At 49.9% G+C, this 17396-nt stretch carries 11 protein-coding genes; 6 read left to right on the top strand and 5 right to left on the bottom strand.

Annotated elements, in window-relative coordinates; translation table 11 throughout:
* The first annotated feature begins 4 nt into the window (after positions 1-4).
* Positions 5-2065, top strand: a complete 2061-nt coding sequence (brxL, locus tag AC54AG_RS08830; RefSeq protein ID WP_496630067.1) for a protease Lon-related BREX system protein BrxL — start codon at positions 5-7, stop codon at positions 2063-2065.
* Between the two features lie 42 nt (positions 2066-2107).
* Here brxL and AC54AG_RS08825 read toward each other — a convergent pair whose 3' ends face one another.
* Both AC54AG_RS08825 and AC54AG_RS08820 read right to left on the bottom strand, forming a co-directional pair.
* Positions 2108-2875, bottom strand: coding sequence for an abortive infection system antitoxin AbiGi family protein (locus AC54AG_RS08825; RefSeq protein WP_496630066.1), 768 nt, complete (start codon positions 2873-2875; stop codon positions 2108-2110).
* A 68-nt stretch (positions 2876-2943) separates the two neighbouring features.
* Positions 2944-5994 carry a TrlF family AAA-like ATPase gene (locus AC54AG_RS08820; RefSeq protein WP_496630065.1) on the bottom strand — a complete coding sequence of 1017 codons (3051 nt, stop codon included), beginning with the start codon at positions 5992-5994 and terminating at the stop codon, positions 2944-2946.
* A gap of 779 nt (positions 5995-6773) precedes the next feature.
* Here AC54AG_RS08820 and AC54AG_RS08815 point away from each other — a divergent pair.
* The 3 genes from AC54AG_RS08815 (at position 6774) to AC54AG_RS08805 (ending at position 9826) form a co-directional block, all read left to right on the top strand.
* Entirely contained in the window at positions 6774-7454 is a 681-nt protein-coding gene (locus AC54AG_RS08815; protein ID WP_496630064.1) for a hypothetical protein, read from the top strand.
* A gap of 95 nt (positions 7455-7549) precedes the next feature.
* The gene (locus AC54AG_RS08810; RefSeq protein WP_496630063.1) at positions 7550-8662 is read left to right on the top strand and encodes an OmpA family protein; all 1113 of its coding nucleotides are present in this window, start codon (positions 7550-7552) and stop codon (positions 8660-8662) included.
* A 255-nt stretch (positions 8663-8917) separates the two neighbouring features.
* Positions 8918-9826 (top strand): tetratricopeptide repeat protein, encoded by a 909-nt coding sequence (locus tag AC54AG_RS08805; RefSeq protein WP_496630062.1) that lies wholly within the window; start codon positions 8918-8920, stop codon positions 9824-9826.
* A gap of 724 nt (positions 9827-10550) precedes the next feature.
* Here AC54AG_RS08805 and AC54AG_RS08800 read toward each other — a convergent pair.
* Positions 10551-10844: an H-NS histone family protein gene (locus AC54AG_RS08800; protein WP_496630061.1), complete on the bottom strand. Its 294-nt coding sequence runs from the start codon at positions 10842-10844 to the stop codon at positions 10551-10553.
* A 453-nt stretch (positions 10845-11297) separates the two neighbouring features.
* Here AC54AG_RS08800 and AC54AG_RS08795 point away from each other — a divergent pair, with 453 nt between their 5' ends.
* Positions 11298-12509: a hypothetical protein gene (locus AC54AG_RS08795; RefSeq protein WP_496630060.1), complete on the top strand. Its 1212-nt coding sequence runs from the start codon at positions 11298-11300 to the stop codon at positions 12507-12509.
* Positions 12510-12608: 99 nt separating this feature from the next.
* On the opposite strand, the gene AC54AG_RS08790 is transcribed toward AC54AG_RS08795, so the two are convergent.
* Both AC54AG_RS08790 and AC54AG_RS08785 read right to left on the bottom strand, forming a co-directional pair.
* A complete protein-coding gene (locus tag AC54AG_RS08790) occupies positions 12609-13013 on the bottom strand; it encodes a hypothetical protein (RefSeq protein ID WP_496630059.1) in 405 nt (134 codons plus the stop codon).
* A 1196-nt stretch (positions 13014-14209) separates the two neighbouring features.
* Entirely contained in the window at positions 14210-14389 is a 180-nt protein-coding gene (locus tag AC54AG_RS08785; RefSeq protein WP_496630058.1) for a hypothetical protein, read from the bottom strand.
* A gap of 936 nt (positions 14390-15325) precedes the next feature.
* Between AC54AG_RS08785 and AC54AG_RS08780 the strand changes: the two genes are divergently transcribed.
* Positions 15326-17386: a hypothetical protein gene (locus AC54AG_RS08780; protein WP_496630057.1), complete on the top strand. Its 2061-nt coding sequence runs from the start codon at positions 15326-15328 to the stop codon at positions 17384-17386.
* Positions 17387-17396 lie beyond the last annotated feature (10 nt).

Raw genomic sequence — 17396 nt, 5'->3', positions numbered from 1 at the left:
TGAAATGATGGAAAACTCGACACCCGCCGACACATCCGCCCATGAACTGACGGAAAGCAGTCTGGACACGCTGCTCAACACCCACTTTGCTGGCAAGGTCGTGCGTAAAGACCTGACCAAGCTGATTAAAGAGGGGGCGAACGTGCCAGTGTATGTGTTGGAGTACCTGCTGGGCATGTACTGCGCAAGCAATGATGAAGCCGTCATCCAGAACGGTCTTGTCAACGTCAAGCGCATTCTCACGGAAAACTACGTGCGCGCGGACGAGGCGGAAAAGGTCAAATCCAAGGTCCGCGAAAGCGGTACCTACAAGGTCATCGACAAGGTCACCGTCAAGCTCAATGAAAAGCGGGATGTGTACGAGGCGCTGCTGTCCAACCTCGGTGTAAAGAACGCCGAGATTTCCAGCAGTTATGTGCGCCAGTTCGAAAAATTACTCGTCGGTGGCATCTGGTGCATCGTCACACTGAAGTACTTCTATGAAGAGGACCAGAAGGGGTCACCATTTACGGTAACGGAGCTTAAGCCTATTCAGATGCCCAACATGGACATGGCGGCCCTGTTCGAGGCGCGCAAGTCGTTTACGGATGAGCAGTGGATTGATGCCTTGATTCGTTCGACCGGCATGGAGCCCAGCCACTTCAAGGAACGGGTCAAGTGGCACCTGCTCGCACGCATGGTCCCGCTGGTGGAAAACAATTACAACTTCTGCGAGCTCGGCCCACGCGGTACCGGCAAAAGCCACATCTACAAGGAAATCAGTCCGAACAGCATTCTGGTATCGGGCGGCCAAACCACGGTGGCCAACCTGTTTTACAACATGAGCGCGCGCAAGGTTGGTCTGGTCGGTTTGTGGGACGTTGTGGCGTTCGATGAAGTGGCGGGCATCAACTTTAAAGACCATGATGGCGTGCAAATCATGAAGGATTACATGGCTTCGGGCTCTTTCAGCCGGGGGAGGGAGTCCATCAATGCCAGCGCCGCAATGGTATTTGTGGGCAACATCAACCAGAGCGTAGAGTCGCTGGTCAAGACCTCGCACCTGTTGGCGCCATTCCCGGAAGCGATGATAGATTCCGCATTTTTCGACCGCTTCCACGCTTATGTGCCAGGCTGGGAAATTCCTAAAATGCGGCCCGAGTTTTTCACCAACCAGTATGGGCTGATTGTCGATTATCTCGCTGAATACTTGCGCGAGATGCGCAAGCAAAGCTTTGCGGACGCCATCGATAAGTGGTTTAAACTGGGCAACAACCTGAATCAGCGCGACACCATCGCTGTGAGGCGTACGACTTCAGGCCTGCTCAAGCTGGTGTGCCCGAACGGCGAATACACCAAGGATTCGGTGCGCAAGTGCCTGGAATATGCGCTGGAGGCACGCCGCCGAATCAAAGAGCAGCTAAAGAAAATCGGCGGCATGGAGTTTTACGACGTGCATTTCAGCTACATCGACCTCGAGGATGGTGTTGAGCGCTTTGTGACCGTGCCCGAACAATCGGGCGGCGCGCTGGTCCCGGAGGGGCGCTTGAACCCCGGCACCTTGCACACCATCAGCATGGGCTCATCCGAGATGCCCGGCATCTACCGACTGGAGATTCAATCTATCCCCGGCACGGGTAAAGCAAACGTATCAGGAGTGGCGCCGCGTGAAGCGGTACGGGTGGCGTTTGACTATTTCAAAGCCAACTCATCCCGCGTCAGTGCGTCTATCAAGCCGGGGGAGCGTGACTTCCACACTCATTTGGTTGAGCTGCAGAACAGCGGCGCGCCGCAGGCACTCACCCTTGCAAGTTTCATTGCCCTATGTTCTGCAGCCTTGGCGAAACCGGTACAGTCACAGCTAGCTGTCATGGGAGATATGAGCTTGGGCGGCACTATTGTGCAAGTGCGCAACCTGGCGGAATGCATGCAGGTGGCGTTTGATGCCGGGGCTAAGCGCATCCTGTTGCCAATGTCGAGTGTGTCCGACATCGCGACGGTCCCCGGCGAGTTGTTTGCCAAGTTTCAAACAAGCTTTTACTCGGACCCGGTGGATGCGGTTTTCAAAGCACTAGGCGTCGAGTAAACGCATTTCTGAGGGTCTAAGCGTCTGAAGTAGCAGAAGCCTCTACATGTCAGCGGAAATCTGTTCCGCTGTCAGTATCCTGGCTAAAAGATGTTCCATCGTTGCCGCATCATCTTCAAAGCAGTTATGAATTAGGCGTTTGATAGGTTGAATGTTTTTTTCAGCTGGGACGATGATATATGCTATGTCTTTAGCTGCGTAAGGTAGAGCGAGAGGCAAAGCGAGCTCTGCCAGTGCTTTCTTTTTCTCTCTCGTGTCAATTCTATTTTCTGGTTGCACCGGGAATGAATTACTATTCAGTGATGGGACGTACCGCCATTCACGTTCGTCAGCGAAGCGATATGACCCCATATTTTTATTATTTCGGATGAGTTCACCTTCGTAGTTTTTAATATGTCGAATCACGTTAAATATCTTCATGTAGGCCGAATTCAATTCCTTAGACTCAATATGGTCATCTATAGTTTCCAAGTGCTTGAAGAGAGTGTCTATTCCACTAAGTAAGTTATTTGTGAATTCGCTCGATTTGTTCACATAGGCTACCGGATTGAGTCCACTCCTTAAAGCCCATTCTTTGGAAAGTCCAATTCCAAACTTGCCATATTTCTTCATGTGAACCGGCAATTCGGAAAGGCGAAGGTCACAAAAGGATACTTGAGGTACGCCGAAAGTTCGAGTTGTTGAGTTATTTTCTATTTTTTCCTTTGCGTAAGCTAACCTGAAACGCCGCTCAGATATTATTCCTCTAAGCCCAAGAGAGCCCGTGAAATGAAATAAAATGTTTGGATACGGACTATATTTACTCGGCATTGTTTAAGAATAGTTAAATGATTGATGTTGCTTGCGTATTCTGTGAATATTTTACGTTTTCAGAGAATCTATTGATATTTGCGACGGCGGTTTTCGAAGGCAGGTTTTGTGCCTTCTAGAATATCTACGGCTGCACGATTTAACTCTAAATCTTCAATGCCTCCGGAAAGATACGTTATTCGATTTGAGCCATCCCTGTCCATTGAACAAACTATTACCTGCTCAGCATCACACGCGATGGCAAGGTTAGCATTGTGCGTGACCATGATGACTTGCCGATGTTGTTTTGCACGCGTAATCACCCCAACAAGTAATTGATATACAGTTTCGTTGTCGAGATTCTCCTCTGGCTGGTCTAGAACAATTGGGATGCGTTCACGGTCGACCAATAGATAGAATATAAGGAGCAGCGCTCCGCGCTGCCCAGGCGACAGGCGTTCAAGTTCAACATTCCCGAGCTTAAGACCATAACTCAACTCAGCGTATTGTAGGCCGAATAAGAAATCCAGTAGCTCATTTACGGTGCGACCAGATTTCAATAGCGACGTGAGTGGTACGGGTTTTCCTGCGGCCGTGGCCGTAAGTTTTGTGTATGCAGCGGCGAGAAAGGAACGTAGACCAGTGTCGGTCTCCAGGTCATGTGTAGCGAGGAGAGTCTGGGCAAGTGCTTTGGATTCTTCTGCTCCTACAAATGACCCTACGCTCTGCTTTACGAAGTCGAAGAGCCGAACTGCAAACGCATCAAACGAAAAACGTACTGAGAACCGCACACCAAGCGCATCTCTGATTTGTGGCTCATCGTCTATAAGTGCCTGCACTGGCGCGAACAGTGTGCGAAGCAGTTCGGCGCGTTGCTTAAGGCAAGTTTGAATATCCACTGCAATCGTGAGCCGGCGTTCTAGCAATTCGGCAAGTTCGTTGCGACGGGTATCCATTGCGCGCATTTGCGTCCAGAGGCCGACAAATGAGCTGGGCCGTTCCTGGGTTCCGACTGCATCGTCCCATTCCTCTTTCCACGACTGGGCGCGCGCCAGCGCTTCTTGGTGAAGCCGCATTGGCTCATTCATCTTTGCTTGCTCATCTGTCTTTGACTGCCGAAGTATTGTCAACTTTTCGACGAGTGCCCCTTTGGTCGCCGGGTCAAGAGTGATTCGCAGCTCCTCTAATCGAAGTTCAGTCTCGGCCTTGAGGATGGAAAATCTTTCACGTTCAATACCAAGCTTGATTATGTCGTGAACATTGAATCGTAGTGTTTGAAGTTTCGGGGCTAAAAGTGCCTTCTCCGCTTCAATGTATTTTTCAATCCTGTCCAAATGCGCTGTGACATCGTCTATTGTTCGAACGGTACTTTTTAGGAGTTCTACCTGGGTTTCCGCCGTACGACTCTGTTCTTCTAAAACCTGAATGTCGGCGTTGAGCTTGTCTACTTTCTCAGCGGCCAGTTGGGTCCCGATATCGCCATTTGATGGGACCTCAGGCACAGACGGGCGATTACCACGTAACGCCTTCAATCGCAATAATGCCAGTCGAACCGACTCGCGTAGTGCCTTTTGCGCGTCCGTAGTCACTTCGTTCGCCAAGGTCAGAATTCTCGAATTTAGTGTTTTGAGTCGGCTGCGGAGTTCTGCAATCTGGCGCTCGATTCCTTCGCTGCGTTTATCGATGAGTTCGTCCAGCGAACGTGAGTCGTCGCGCTCGTCGTAAGGGATGTGCGAGAAAATTACCTCCCGCAGTTCGTCCTGCAGGAGTGTGTCATCACCTTGAACGTGGTCATTGCAAAGCTCCTCAAAGTACCTTTGCGGCAGGTACTTGATTCGTTGAACTGCGGACGCCGGACGACTGGTTGAGAGCTGTCTCCATTCCGGAACTTTGGTATTCTGCCGCCAGTTCAATTTCGCCTCAAATGACGCTGCCTTATTGTCCTTCTGCAATCGAAACCGGTGCTCAGAAAGAAACGAAAAATGGCGCCCATTTGGCGTGTCGCCAAGAAGTCCAAGTACATCCGCTAGTGCGCTCTTTCCGCTGCCTTTCCTACCGATTAGTGCGACCAAATCTTGGTTGAGTGGGAGGTCAATGCCATCGAACCAGGTTCCCAACTCTGGAGAGTTTGGGCGCTTGCGTACCTGGACCGACTCAATAAAAAGATGAGGATTGTTGGTGACAAAATCGACTTTCGGCGGTAGCGAGCCAACGTATGACCGGTTTGCTGGCTCCTTACAGGCTTGTAGAAGTCCTTGAAAGGTGGGTGCAGCTTTAATCCATGTAATTCGCCCACTTGGGAACTTTCCATATTCGGAAATAGTGTGCGCATCGCTGCCGCGGACCGCCAGCTTCGGCAGTTTAATGGCTTCCTGAAATTCGTTGAAGTAGGCTTTGTTTGCTTCTGTTTGAATGCCAACAAAAGCGTCTCTGGTGCCTGGATTCGACACCTCGAAAATTGCTTCCATGGCGAGTAATTCGGTCGGAAACGCATGGTGTTCACGGAACCGAATCTTCTTTACACCGTCGTTAGTGTCAAATGGAATAAAGAGAATCGCTTCACTGTGCCCGAACAATTCGAGCGCCGTAATGACTGAATCTGGGGTTACCTCCGCTGTCTTGGATGCTGCATCTAGCGCGGCAGCCTTGCTACCCAACACCTTGGCCTTTGAAGTCCCTAATTCACCCAAACGCTGTTCTGATATATGTTCCCGAGCAAACTCAATCAGGTACTCGTCGGTCAACGGTTTCCCGGTAACGCTTAGCCTAATTTGGGCCTTGAATGCTTGTAATTTTTCGGTCGAAAGTGTCGGATTCAGCAGCACATGCATGTTCAGCCGAAAGTCTCCTGGCGAGACCATGCGAAGTTCCATCCCTGGGAAAATCGTCGCTTTGCAGGCTATTGCGTCGCTTTGCGCCAAATAATCTCGAAGAGCCGTTACGCCGTCAAACGTCCAATAGTCCATCAAAGCTACGGCTACGCACCCAGACGCATTGATACCTTCTATTACTTCGCGAAGAAGTACTTTGCGTTCATCAGCGGAATTGACGTCGCGAAGGCGACGACCGCCTCTCCACTCGTACGAGGCTGGCGTATGAATGTGCAAGTCCCACTTGCCCCATGTGGCACCTTTATTCATAGCTCGCCTTCTAGTTAGGAATGTTAATAAGATAGTATCGCACGTCCGAATCTTTGGGGCAACATTCGCCGTGCGATAACTGGAGGCGCTTGCGAGCTCGCTCAGCAAAACACAGCGCCCCTTCTTTAATCAGCAATTTGCCGCCCCAACACGCGCCCAACAAACTCGCCCCCGCCACTGGGGCTCGCCGCAATCACCGCCCGCACATCCGCTTTGACCACAGCATCATCCACGCCCACAGAACCGGCCGCCGCCATCACGGCCTCTTACGCTTCCAGCAGGTCGATACCAATGACGTTACTTCCCCAACCAATTCGGTAATTTGTAGAGGCCGGCCGACAACCCCCCTGGGCCGACTTCGATTATGGAATCGATATTTGCCGAGAACGCATCCCGACGTGTGAGCTAGTCTTAACTCGGGGACACGTTCTGGCAAATGAGTGTGGTAAAACCAACAACTATCAATATATTTTCTTGCCATAAAGATATTTTCATGCGAACATCTTTTCAGAGCGCTACAGAGAAGTTGTGAAGTACCGATATATCGTTAAGGGGTTCCGTTAGTCAAAAATAACTGGGGAAGATATATGATTCGAGCTCTTCTGATTTGTTCCGCGTTCGTATTCCCGTCGCTTGCTTGCGCCCAGACCTCGCCGGCAGCTCCAGCTGCACCTGCGGCTCCGGCTGCACCTGCAGCTACTCCAGCGCCAGCCGCGCTCATTAATTGCCCCCTGGTTCCATTCTCTGTTGAAGCTAAAGAATATGGTGGAATGGTACGCGTGACGATGCCCGCTGCCTTCGAAAAGGCCGACAGTCTTCCAAAGCTGGCGAACGTTAACGCAGGCGCGGAATATGTCCGAACGATGTACGGGGCAATGGGGCCGACAGTGATTCGCACTGTTCTCGAGAACTATGCCTGCCGGTTCAACAAGGTCATCGACGAAGACGCAACTTTGACGCAGGCCAGCAAGGACACCTATAAAGCAGCATTTCAAGATGCGGTGGACGAAATCATTGCTGCGGGTTCTAACTATTTTCCCGCCTATGCTTCGCAAAAATTTGATGTTGCGATGAATATGCGTCCAACGTTAGCTGCCTTTCCCCCGCTAGCGCTGGCTGCTCAAATTCCACAACCCTATCTACAAAAGGCGTATGGAGGGATTTCGGACGATTCGTTCCTCAAGGCTAGCTCCTATACCGGCTATCTGACTGGGACTTTCGGAGGTATTGAAGCCAGCGCATGTGGTCGGTACATTCGAGCAGCATTAGCCGAAAATGCCTACATAGTGCAACGGCTCGCTGCGGCTATGCGTTCCACGCTGAATACCTACTTCTCGAACAAGCCCGCAAGCGTCAAGTCGGCCATGACTGTGATTTATGCAGAGGCGGCCTCTGCCGCTAGTGTTACAGCTCCGGCGAAGCCCGAGAACAAGCCGCTCGCCGGCTTTTGTGCAGCATGATAAGCCTCGGGCCGAGGTTCAGTACTGGGTCAGTGGCTCTGGCGTGCCTGATGCTCATGTCCGGCTGTGCATGGATGCCCTGGAGCCCCGAGCGTATGGCAACTACTGCACGTGTAGCCGAGCGATGCACATCCATCAGCAATGTCATCGGCAAGAACTACGAAGTCAGCGGTAAGCTGAAATTGCTCGTTGGCGGGTTCGGTGGGGGCTGGAGTCAAACGGGAGTAGTCTTGTCGCCCGAGGCTGCGGAGCGACAAATTCAGATGGACAGGCTCTGCCGGGCTTGGGCGGTGGGCGCAATATCGGATGATAAATGGTCCGATATCTACGTGCAATTTGCCTTGGCCAGTATTGCACCCCTGGCGCGCAGTGACAACCCGGAGGCGCAGGCGCGGTTGACCGAGGCTACTGGTCTTTTGAAAGAACTCACCGCTAAAATCGCCGAGATGCGTTCCGGGTCGACATTCAACCCCGACAATGCCACGTCCAGGCTCAACGCGGCTGTTGCACAGGCGGCCAATCCAACCCAGTCGCTGGAGGATATTCACAAGAACGCCGCTGCGGCTGCTTCTGGAGTGAACCTCCCAGTCAATACGAACCAAAATCCGAAGCGCGTTGGTGACGTAGGCGGGCCGAGTGAGCCGCCAATCGTGCCAGTGCCTGATATTCCCGACCTTCGGTCGCTAGCTACTATGCTAGTCTCGCAAAAAACCGAAGTCATGGCTGCTCTAGGCAATGTTCAGACCAGGCTTGGGACGGTGGAGGGCAGCTTGGGAGGCCTGGGCATAGTCTCAGTATCGCAACGGTATCGAAACTGGCAGACTAAGGGCGCGACGAAAGTGTATTTCGAGCTCGGCAAGTCAGGCCTGTCCGGGAAGTCCAAACAAGACCTCAATTCCGTCGTCAAAGGGCCGTTCCCTCGCGAACTGCGAGTTGAGGTGATGGGCTATGCCGACGCCACCGGCAACGTGCAGAAGAACGCACGCCTTAGCGTAGCTCGCGCTGAAGAGGTGCGCGATTACCTTATTTTCGAACTGCATGTGCCCGCAAGTTACGTCGTGACGTTGGGGCGCCAACAAGGAGTGAGCATTTTCGGACCTCCAGCTGAAAATCGGGTAGTCACGGTAAAGGTATTTGAGGACGGGGAGAGGGGCGAGGATGCGGCGCTCGCCGGACAGCCAACCGCTACTCCCGCATTGGCCAAGTGAACCGATAGGTGGTAAAAACTCTGTTCGGCGATTGCTGAACAGGGTTGTTTGTATTAGTCGCGTTTATTATTACCTCACGAAGTCAATAAAATCTCTGACGAGAGGCTTGAGATGTGCAATTCTTGGAATCACCCGCCGGGGTGTACTTGTGGATGGGGGGGAGACGGCCATCGGGGAAGTGGTGGCACGGGGACTGGGAGAGGTGGGGCGCTTGGAGGCTCGGTACAAATTTCCTGTGCCACTGCAAACCCGAATGTGTTTGCAAGTACCGTTGGCGTATCAGCATTGCTTCCTCATGGTTACATGAATCCCAATGCACGTTGTCCTGTCTGCAATGCACCCGTTTATTTTTTTCAGTCCGAGTCTGGAGCGCGAGTCTTCTTCGACGACGTAGGCTCACCATGGCCTAAACACCCATGCACCGATAACCCTGTAGCAAAAAAAAATACGGTCCTGCCTTGCAATGAACCGGTTCCTAAAAAGCCCGGCGCACAGAAATGGCGCGCGTTGAAGCACGTCAGTATTCATCATGAGAATGGCATTCTTTCGGTCAGGGGAGTGGCAACGGACGTTGGCGACGAGCGCCTATTTTACTTTGTGGGCGCACTTGCCCTCTGCGGCGGATATGATTTTGAAAAAGTCGTGCTAATTGAATCGACACCACCGTTTAATGGAGTTTGGAAGGCAGTCTTGCTGCATCGCAGCCCTGATACTGGTTTGGTTTTTAGAGATTTCAGCCTTTATCTGGAGGCACGTGACTCTAAGGACATTGCCGCATGGGAAGGCGCATTAAACGGTAATCCTGTTGAGCAGAATGCCGTTGGGTGGATGCTCTCCTTCGGCCGAAGAAAGAATCGCGTATTTGATGATGCTCGGCTGTATGGGCCGATAGCGAAGTACTGGTTCGATTTCTCGGCACAGCAAAATTTTTGGGCTGGCCACCACAATCTAGGGATGGTGTTATTGGACGGGCTGGACGGTGCACGCGACGAACAGAGAGCGTTTGTGCATTTAAAGGAAGCGGCGCGGAGTTTGCAGCCAGTTTCAATAAAGAGATATGCGCGTTGCTATCGGGAAGGGGCCGGTTGCGTTCAAGATGCTGAAATTGCGGATGCGCTAGAACTACTTGCTGCATTTGAGTCTGTTTTGGACGAGGAATGCTGAGGGTGCATTGTTCGCGAAGCACCGTACGTCCTTTTGCCATTTGTCCCTTCTAAGCGAGGTGAGCGTGATTTCTACACACATCTGGTTGAGTTGCAGAAACAGCAGCGCGTCACAAACGCTCACATTGGCCAGCTTCATGGCCTAGTGCTTCGGAGCACTGGGTGTTACTCAAACTACCTCGGCGCATCAAGTTCATCCAGGTGCTCTCGACATAACTGCATCGCTGCCGCGAGTACTTTACATTGACCGGTCATATGGCTACCCAAAAGATGTCGTTTAAGACCTTCTGGGACCGCAAAACCGCTAATTCCTTTTGCGACGGCTTCGCTTTCTCCACCGCAAAGTGGGCAACAGGCTCGAGGAGAGTTGGACGGGAAGTCGCCCATTTCTGCAGCCGGGCGCGCCTTCGCTAAATTTGTAATCTTGTCGGACATCGACTGAGCCCATGCCCATGCATTGTCACCAACTTTACATTCTTGATAGCTCAGTAGAATGCTACGAAGCGTCTCGTCGGGAATCAAATTAATTATTGTGCGGCGTGCACTATACAATTCATTCTTCAACCCCAAGAGCTGTGCTTCGGAAATCGGGTAGGGTTTGATGGGTTTTCGAGTGCTCATAGTCAAAGTGTGCGAGATAAATTAGTGGTGACCAACTTTGCTAGCGTGTTGCCATTCACATTGTTGATTTGCTTTGTTGTCCTAGCTTTGCAGAAACGTATGCCTTAGTCCTTGATGCGAAAGTCTTCCTTATCCTTGCCATCAAGCCAGCGTGGTGCGCGACCACGGCCAGTCCAGGTCTCACCTGTTCCGGGGTTCTTAAATTGCGGCGCGACCGTACCCTTAAATTTTGCCGGCTTCACGCGTCCTCCGGTGGTGATGTCTTCCACGGTGATGCCGTGCAATTGCATCAAGTCCTTAATTTTTTGAATTGCACCACTGAGTTCATCCTTGCGGGCAGCTTCGGCCAAGGATTGCAATTTTGCGATTTGTTCCACATACTCTGCGTACGACGTCATAGTGTCTCCAATAGATAAATGATTTAAACAGGGTGAATATACGCGAAATCTAACATACGCGTAGGGAAAACGGTAAGCTCGGAAGGAATTTATCTTCGTTGATTGGCACAGTTGCGAGTTTATTCAATTGGAGCAGGCCTGCATGGTTGATGAGCACTGCGTTTGTTGTTCGTGGTTAGGACTGTCTGCAATCGGCCACATTAACACAAGCGGACGCTCGCCCTTATGATGAGACTGTGTGGATTTTTCCGCACAGAAATTTGCCACTATTGGCCGTTTGCGGCTGAAATCGGCCCATGAATTCGGAAAAATAATGGTCCTATGCCTACAGAGAAAGAGCAAATTTACCAGACATTCAGAGTCAGTATACACCGTTTGAATTAAATTAAAAAATGACGACTTACATTAAAATCCACTTGCATCATAGGTAATTTTATATTTAATGGGGAGCATGTGAGTAAATTATACTTAACTAATTGGATTAAAAAGAATTACTTGAGATTGAATTCTAAATGGGATTCTGCACCCCATCTTCTAGGTGTAAATGGAACATTTTCCGCCGAACAGCATCAGTTTTCGCAGCTAGGTGAGTCGTTGGTTATGCGTCTGCAGAAGACCATGGAGCACCCGAAGGACGTTCAGTTTGCAATTTTGAATACTTCACTGCCAGGAGCGTGGGCTCTCTATGGTGTGCAATGTGATGGGGTAATAATTACAACTGGATTAGTTAAAAATATTCAATCTGTATGTGGCCAAGTAGACAGAATGATGCAGCAGATTTTGACCCTTGACGGGGGGAAGGAAAATTTTCTGCGGGACTTGTGGAAAGGCATTCCTTTCCAGAATGATGACTATGAAAGTTTTGGCGGCCTTCTCGCACATATCGCTTTCTCTTTCATCATTCATCACGAATTATCACACCTTGGCCTAGGACATGAAGGTATTAGAAATGTAGGTGCTGCTAGTGAAGGGCCTACAGTTCAAGGAGGAGATGATGACTGGTTTATGGATGAGCTCGCGCTTGGAGCATCGGAGTCGCATAGTACATTGCAGAGACCATCCCTATCCAGCCAAGCGCTGGAGGCGGACGCGGATTTAAATGGCTTACGATACACCCTTCAATTTATGAACTATCAAGCGTCTCGATTCGAAAAAATAGAGGTAGATGAGAATGACAAAATGGGCGTTGTATGGAAACACTTCTTGACGAGCTCAAATAATCGTTGGTTCGTCATCTTAGCCGGTATTTCGATTGGACTATATTGTCTTATTTCCGACCTGGATAATGTAACGTTAGGAGTATTATCTAAGAATACTCATCCTCCGATTCCTTCACGGGTGCTTGCTATTTTAAACGTTGGGGCTGCGCTATATAAAGAGGAGACAGGGGAGAAATTTACTGAGCTATCAAATGTTCTGTTATTTGTTGCATGTATATTAGGAATGCTTAAAAATCTAAATGGAAAAACAACAACAATTGATAAGTTGCTGGAAAGTTTAAAAATCAATGAATCCGTGGAGCGGATTGATGACATAGGTCATCACTTTACTGAACTCGCGGACGAAATGTCAAAACTTAATGGAAAGCGCTCTCTTTATCGTCGTTTCCCGGACTTTATGTGCTGGGAGTGGTACAAAGACAGTAAAGTAATCGGCAAGGCATAAAAGATAAAGCCGCCTAAGTGCGGCTTTCATTTAACTTGCGGCGGATTGGTACGGATGAGGTCGGATTATTATCGCCATGTGCTCCTGTTATGAAGCAAGTTACGGAGACGCAGATGGAGGAACCTGCCATCCAACCAGTTCGGCGGTTCGACGCATTACCCACTTGGCCTCTGGCTCGGATACCCAGCCCGTTGCAATCAGCCTCGGCAAATACTGGTCGAGAATCTCAGTCTCAGACATATGTGAGCGTTTCCCGGCTTTGGACTCAAGGGACGTTACGGACAACTGTTGTGCAAGGTCTTCGCAGTTGTTCCAGCGCTCGAGCAGCTCCGGCGGCGAGCAGCCAGGACTGTAGAATCGGCCTTGGTACCGATTCATGGAGAATTTAGGCTGGGCGCCTGAAACGGCGCTTAGATTGGTTGGACGTGGGAAATCTGATGGCAGCGCGGCGAAGAGCGCCGCTTCTGACTCGTCTTGCGGCTCATCGCCGAGTTCAATATTCATAGTGCCTTTTGCATCGATATTAGCCTCTCGCCATCATACTCGAGCGTCGAGTTGTGGGTCTAGAAGGCTTCTATGAGCATGTACCTTACGGGACATCTTAGCTACCGATGGACTTCCCCCAGCAGCAAACCACGCCCTGGCCCAGCGCGCTGCCTGGCGCTTCGTTTCCGGCGTGGGGGCTGCGATGACGCGGTCCATCGCGACTCCTGCTCGGTGGATTGCGTAAGTCTTGCGTCATAGTCAGCGCTCGGGACAATGACCAGCGAGCGCTCGTCCTCGCTTGGACGATGGAAGCACCCTATGAAAGAATGGTCGTCGGCGTTAAGGGTCGCTGGGTGAACAAAATCCACTTCTTTCCATTCGCTTCTTTTCATTCCCGATAGAGGCCCGGGACGGCAGATAGTTTACCGGTGGCCATTCCGATGGAAAACCGCACGTGCGCGGGTTGGCCCCAGTTCGGTTCGAAGAAGCGGACCATGGGAACAAGGCAGAGCTGAGACCTATTCGTCGAGTTGCTGTTTTTAAGTGCTGGAAAATTGATTTCTGGACATTGCTTGGATGGGGAGATATTCTTTAGGTATTTGCATTTACATTACTTGACGCATGCTAGCCAAATGCTGGCCTGTTTGCGTAACCCAGTGGAAAATAGCTGCCAGTCGACGGACCAATAGTTCAACATACAAGGGAGTATGCATGTTTATTGCTGGAAAGAAATATGACATCGAAATGAACGATGGAGTTGACCACAATGGTGATACCTGCATCACGACCTATCCGGCTAGAACGGTCGTTGACGTTCAGCCCCCACTTATAAAGATTAATTCTGGTGGGAAGGAGGAAATTATTAACATAAGTTCGCCTATTTTTGTTCGTGCTCGACTTTGTTCTTAATTAGGCAACCCGACTTGCCGAGTATGATGAACGTCGCCTAAGTGGTCGCTACTATGTCGTTACATCCTTACTTCGAAGAGCGGCTGCAAGGTGTTGCATCCGCTCGTTGGCCAATACCACTTCAGAAAGAGCTGAAGGGGCTTTGGATATTCATTTATATCGAAGAATCCGGCGACCGGATGTCCAGCTCCCCGAGCATTTGACTCAGGTCCACTAGCCTCTTGGCAACAACATTCCGTACATTGCGCTCGCACTGCCAAACGCCATAGACTTCCCAGTAACTTGGCGCCCATCTCCTCTTTGCGCTACCGTTCCAGCAGGTTGAGCCAGCAAATGACGTTTACGGTGCCTGATTCATCTTCAATCTTCACGAAAATCACACCTTTGGCGGTCACGGGTCGCTGGCGAACCGTGACGATGCCACAACCACGGGCGAGCATGCCATTGTCAAACTGGTGCAAGATTTCTGCGGGGAGGAACCTCATGGAAGCGAGCCTCTGGCGCAAGAGTGCAAGTGGATGCCGTCCTAGCGTTAGGCCCAAGTGCCGGTAGTCGGCCAAGATATTTTCGGCTTCACTCGGCGTGTCCATCTCGACCGGCTCTTCACTGACAGTGGCGGACTGTAGTAGCCCTTTGTCCGGCACGATAGCAACGCCTCCCACAGTGCTTGGCGTCGATTGCCTGACAGCGATTCCAAGGCATATGCGCTCGCCAGTGCGTTAAGGTGGCCTGCATTTAGATTTGCCCGTGCTGCGAGGTCGAATGTGTTTTCAAATGGTTGAATTGCCCTGCATCTTCAACGCACCAGGTCGCCTCTTGTTCGAGTCTTTGATGTTGTTAAGACCTAGACAGACGGCCGGCTGCGAACCTTTTGCGATGGTTTCGAGCTGTGCATCCCAGTTGCTAAGGAACACCTCGGCGGAGCGTACGACGACTCGGTGACGGTAGTCAGCCATTTCCCAACTCGTTGCTTGCGTGAGCCTACAAATATACCTTTAAAGAACCGCAGAGCGATACCGCGCATGGCCTTGTGCTCTTGGCCCTGAGCAGCGGCAATTCGGCCACCTGGGCTCATCTCCACTTGTGCGCCATCAGCATTCGGTGCTCTTACCTCCGTACCGACGGCATGTCGTGCCTGAGGTTCCTCTCAATTCGCTAGGCGAAGCCCCTCAATACATCACTGCGCCCGATTGTTCGAATGGTGAGCCGCCGACCTTAGGGCGTGAGAGTTTTCCTCCCATGTGATATTCACGAAAGCAATATATAAAATTGCTTATTCCATATTTCACAGAGATTAATTTTACATTTTAAAATGCCGATTGCTATATTAATATTGATTAGATATCTCTATACGAATCAATTTCACTATGGTATATTTTCTTGAAATCATGATGCGAATCTAACAGGCAGTGAAAAATGGAATGAAGACAAAATCGAAAAATACAGATATCAAGATGGCGCGGACTGGCACTATCGTTGTAGATGAAAAGACATTGCAAATTCATGTCGAAATTATAAATAGGAAATTTGATTTCTATTTTCTAAGAGATGTTTTTCATCATGAAATAGCGTTAAAAATTACAATTGCGTTGGGTGAGTTTTTTTCCCGGTTTAAGCGGAGAACGTCTATTGGTAGGTTTAGCAATTTTAAAGAATTATGGATATGGATAGCTGGCCAAGCGACTCTTAAAGCAATGTTTCACGATTTCGCTGAACAAAAGATATCGACCTCCATCTATGTCCTAGAAGTTGCTGTCCACAAATGGGCGGAGTCGCGGGAAATATTACACCAAGGGCGTCTGACTACACTAGGTGAAAAGGTTAACAATATTAATCGATGTTTTGATGCGTTAGCAGCAGCTTTAATTTTTCCGAAATTCAAACAATATTCAATGCCAAAGAATTACCACAACGGGAAAGGACGTAAGAAATCGTTGGCAGAATTAGGAGGTATATATCAAGGACGTAATGAAATTACTGATGCTATTAAGAAAAGAATTCAAGCGCTAGACCCCGATATAAAAGAAGATGAAGTCGACGGCGTTATCAGAACATTGTTGAGCACGAATAGCGTTGATGCTTTGGCTACCGATGACGCTCTAGCAGATGCGATGCTTCGAAAGACTACCGAGTTATTGTCGCTAATACGAAATATGGCCGAGGATAAGTTCTTGTATTGGATGAATGTTTATAGTTATGGGCAGATAATATTAAAGCAGGGAGGCAAGAAATCCCATAAGGTTTTAGCATCTGCCCTAGCGATATCGGGCCGCGAACGTCTGCTAATACTTAATCGTCTTTTTCCCCCGCATGACGTGGAACAGGGTTTGGCGAATTTTCTACAGATATGTATCGTAAATTTTGAGGGCATGGTTCCTACCGCGAAGATATTCGGAAATGTGCCGCTATTCGCTAAAATCATGAAAATGTTCGGGGGTAAGCATTACGTTGGAGCAATGTTAAATGCACACAGTGATGCGATTGCGGCGACAATATTAATGTACCTAGTAGACTCCGGGGCTAATGTTTCCGTAGCACTTGAAATTCCAAGAGACTTCGAATGGCCGACTGATGACCCCGGATGGTATAAAGTTCGCTCTGTAAAGGACCGCGCTGGTTACAAGCCGATTATTTCCAATTTACCAGAAAAAGACGTCACGGTCCGAGTGACTTCAATCGAGGCGATGCGTGGAATTTATAGAGCAACCTATCACGCCCGTAGGAGCGCGGCGGTTTTCAGCGAGATGTTATTCATCCACTGCTTCCGCGGTACCCCATCTATTGCCAATTCGGATTTCCTTGCAAACCGCTTAAGATACTTCCAGCGAGATGCAAAGTTAGAGACTGCTCATCTGACGCCTGGTGCTATTCGTGTTTCATTCTTACTGAAGCACGTACTGTCTGGGGACGGAGATATTTTGACCGCAGAGATTCTCGCAGACCATGCGTCTGGTGGAGGTGTAGCCGAAGGATACGTTTTGCGCTGGCCGGTCCGTGTCCTTTACGTTAAACGTATTCGTGAGTTTAACGAATCGTTGGAGCAACAAATGATTTTTGGAGTAGACGATGCAAGCGCTAAATTCGGGACAAGCGTTTTTAGGGCGCAGGAAATTCTCACTAAATCGGATAGGACGGGCGTAGGTGTCAGTTGTAATCAGGCTATGTCAGTACCAGAACGAAGCGTTGACTTCGAAAACACATGCGCGAGAGTTGGTGAGTGTCCGACTTGTGAAATGAAATTGGTCCACATAACTCATCAGAACCTTGTAGATGCTATTTTGATGTATGAAGGCCTGACTGAGCGGCGGACGGAATTAGAGGCTCAGGTCCCGGCGAAATGGGAGTCTGTCTATCTTCCTTTACTTGCCTTTGTAACAGTCATCATAGAGAAGGTAAGCCGTAGCCGCCATGCGCAACTATTGAAGTCCGCGAAATTCGAGAGCAAAAAAATTCTTTCAGAGGGGTGGGTCCTGCCAATCTAAGGAGTGACCA

Source organism: Janthinobacterium sp. BCJ23, assembly GCF_059617945.1.
Note: the sequence above shows the minus strand (reverse complement) of the source record. Positions and strands in the feature narration are given on the sequence as shown.

Bases quoted from the DNA above. Each gene is read 5' to 3' on its own strand.
- brxL (WP_496630067.1), top strand. From the start codon at position 5: ATGATGGAAAACTCGACACCCGCCGACACATCCGCCCATGAACTGACG.
- AC54AG_RS08825 (WP_496630066.1), bottom strand. From the start codon at position 2,875: ATGCCGAGTAAATATAGTCCGTATCCAAACATTTTATTTCATTTCACG.
- AC54AG_RS08820 (WP_496630065.1), bottom strand. From the start codon at position 5,994: ATGAATAAAGGTGCCACATGGGGCAAGTGGGACTTGCACATTCATACG.
- AC54AG_RS08810 (WP_496630063.1), top strand. From the start codon at position 7,550: ATGGCAACTACTGCACGTGTAGCCGAGCGATGCACATCCATCAGCAAT.
- AC54AG_RS08800 (WP_496630061.1), bottom strand. From the start codon at position 10,844: ATGACGTCGTACGCAGAGTATGTGGAACAAATCGCAAAATTGCAATCC.
- AC54AG_RS08790 (WP_496630059.1), bottom strand. From the start codon at position 13,013: ATGAATATTGAACTCGGCGATGAGCCGCAAGACGAGTCAGAAGCGGCG.
- AC54AG_RS08785 (WP_496630058.1), bottom strand. From the start codon at position 14,389: ATGAGGTTCCTCCCCGCAGAAATCTTGCACCAGTTTGACAATGGCATG.
- AC54AG_RS08780 (WP_496630057.1), top strand. From the start codon at position 15,326: ATGAAGACAAAATCGAAAAATACAGATATCAAGATGGCGCGGACTGGC.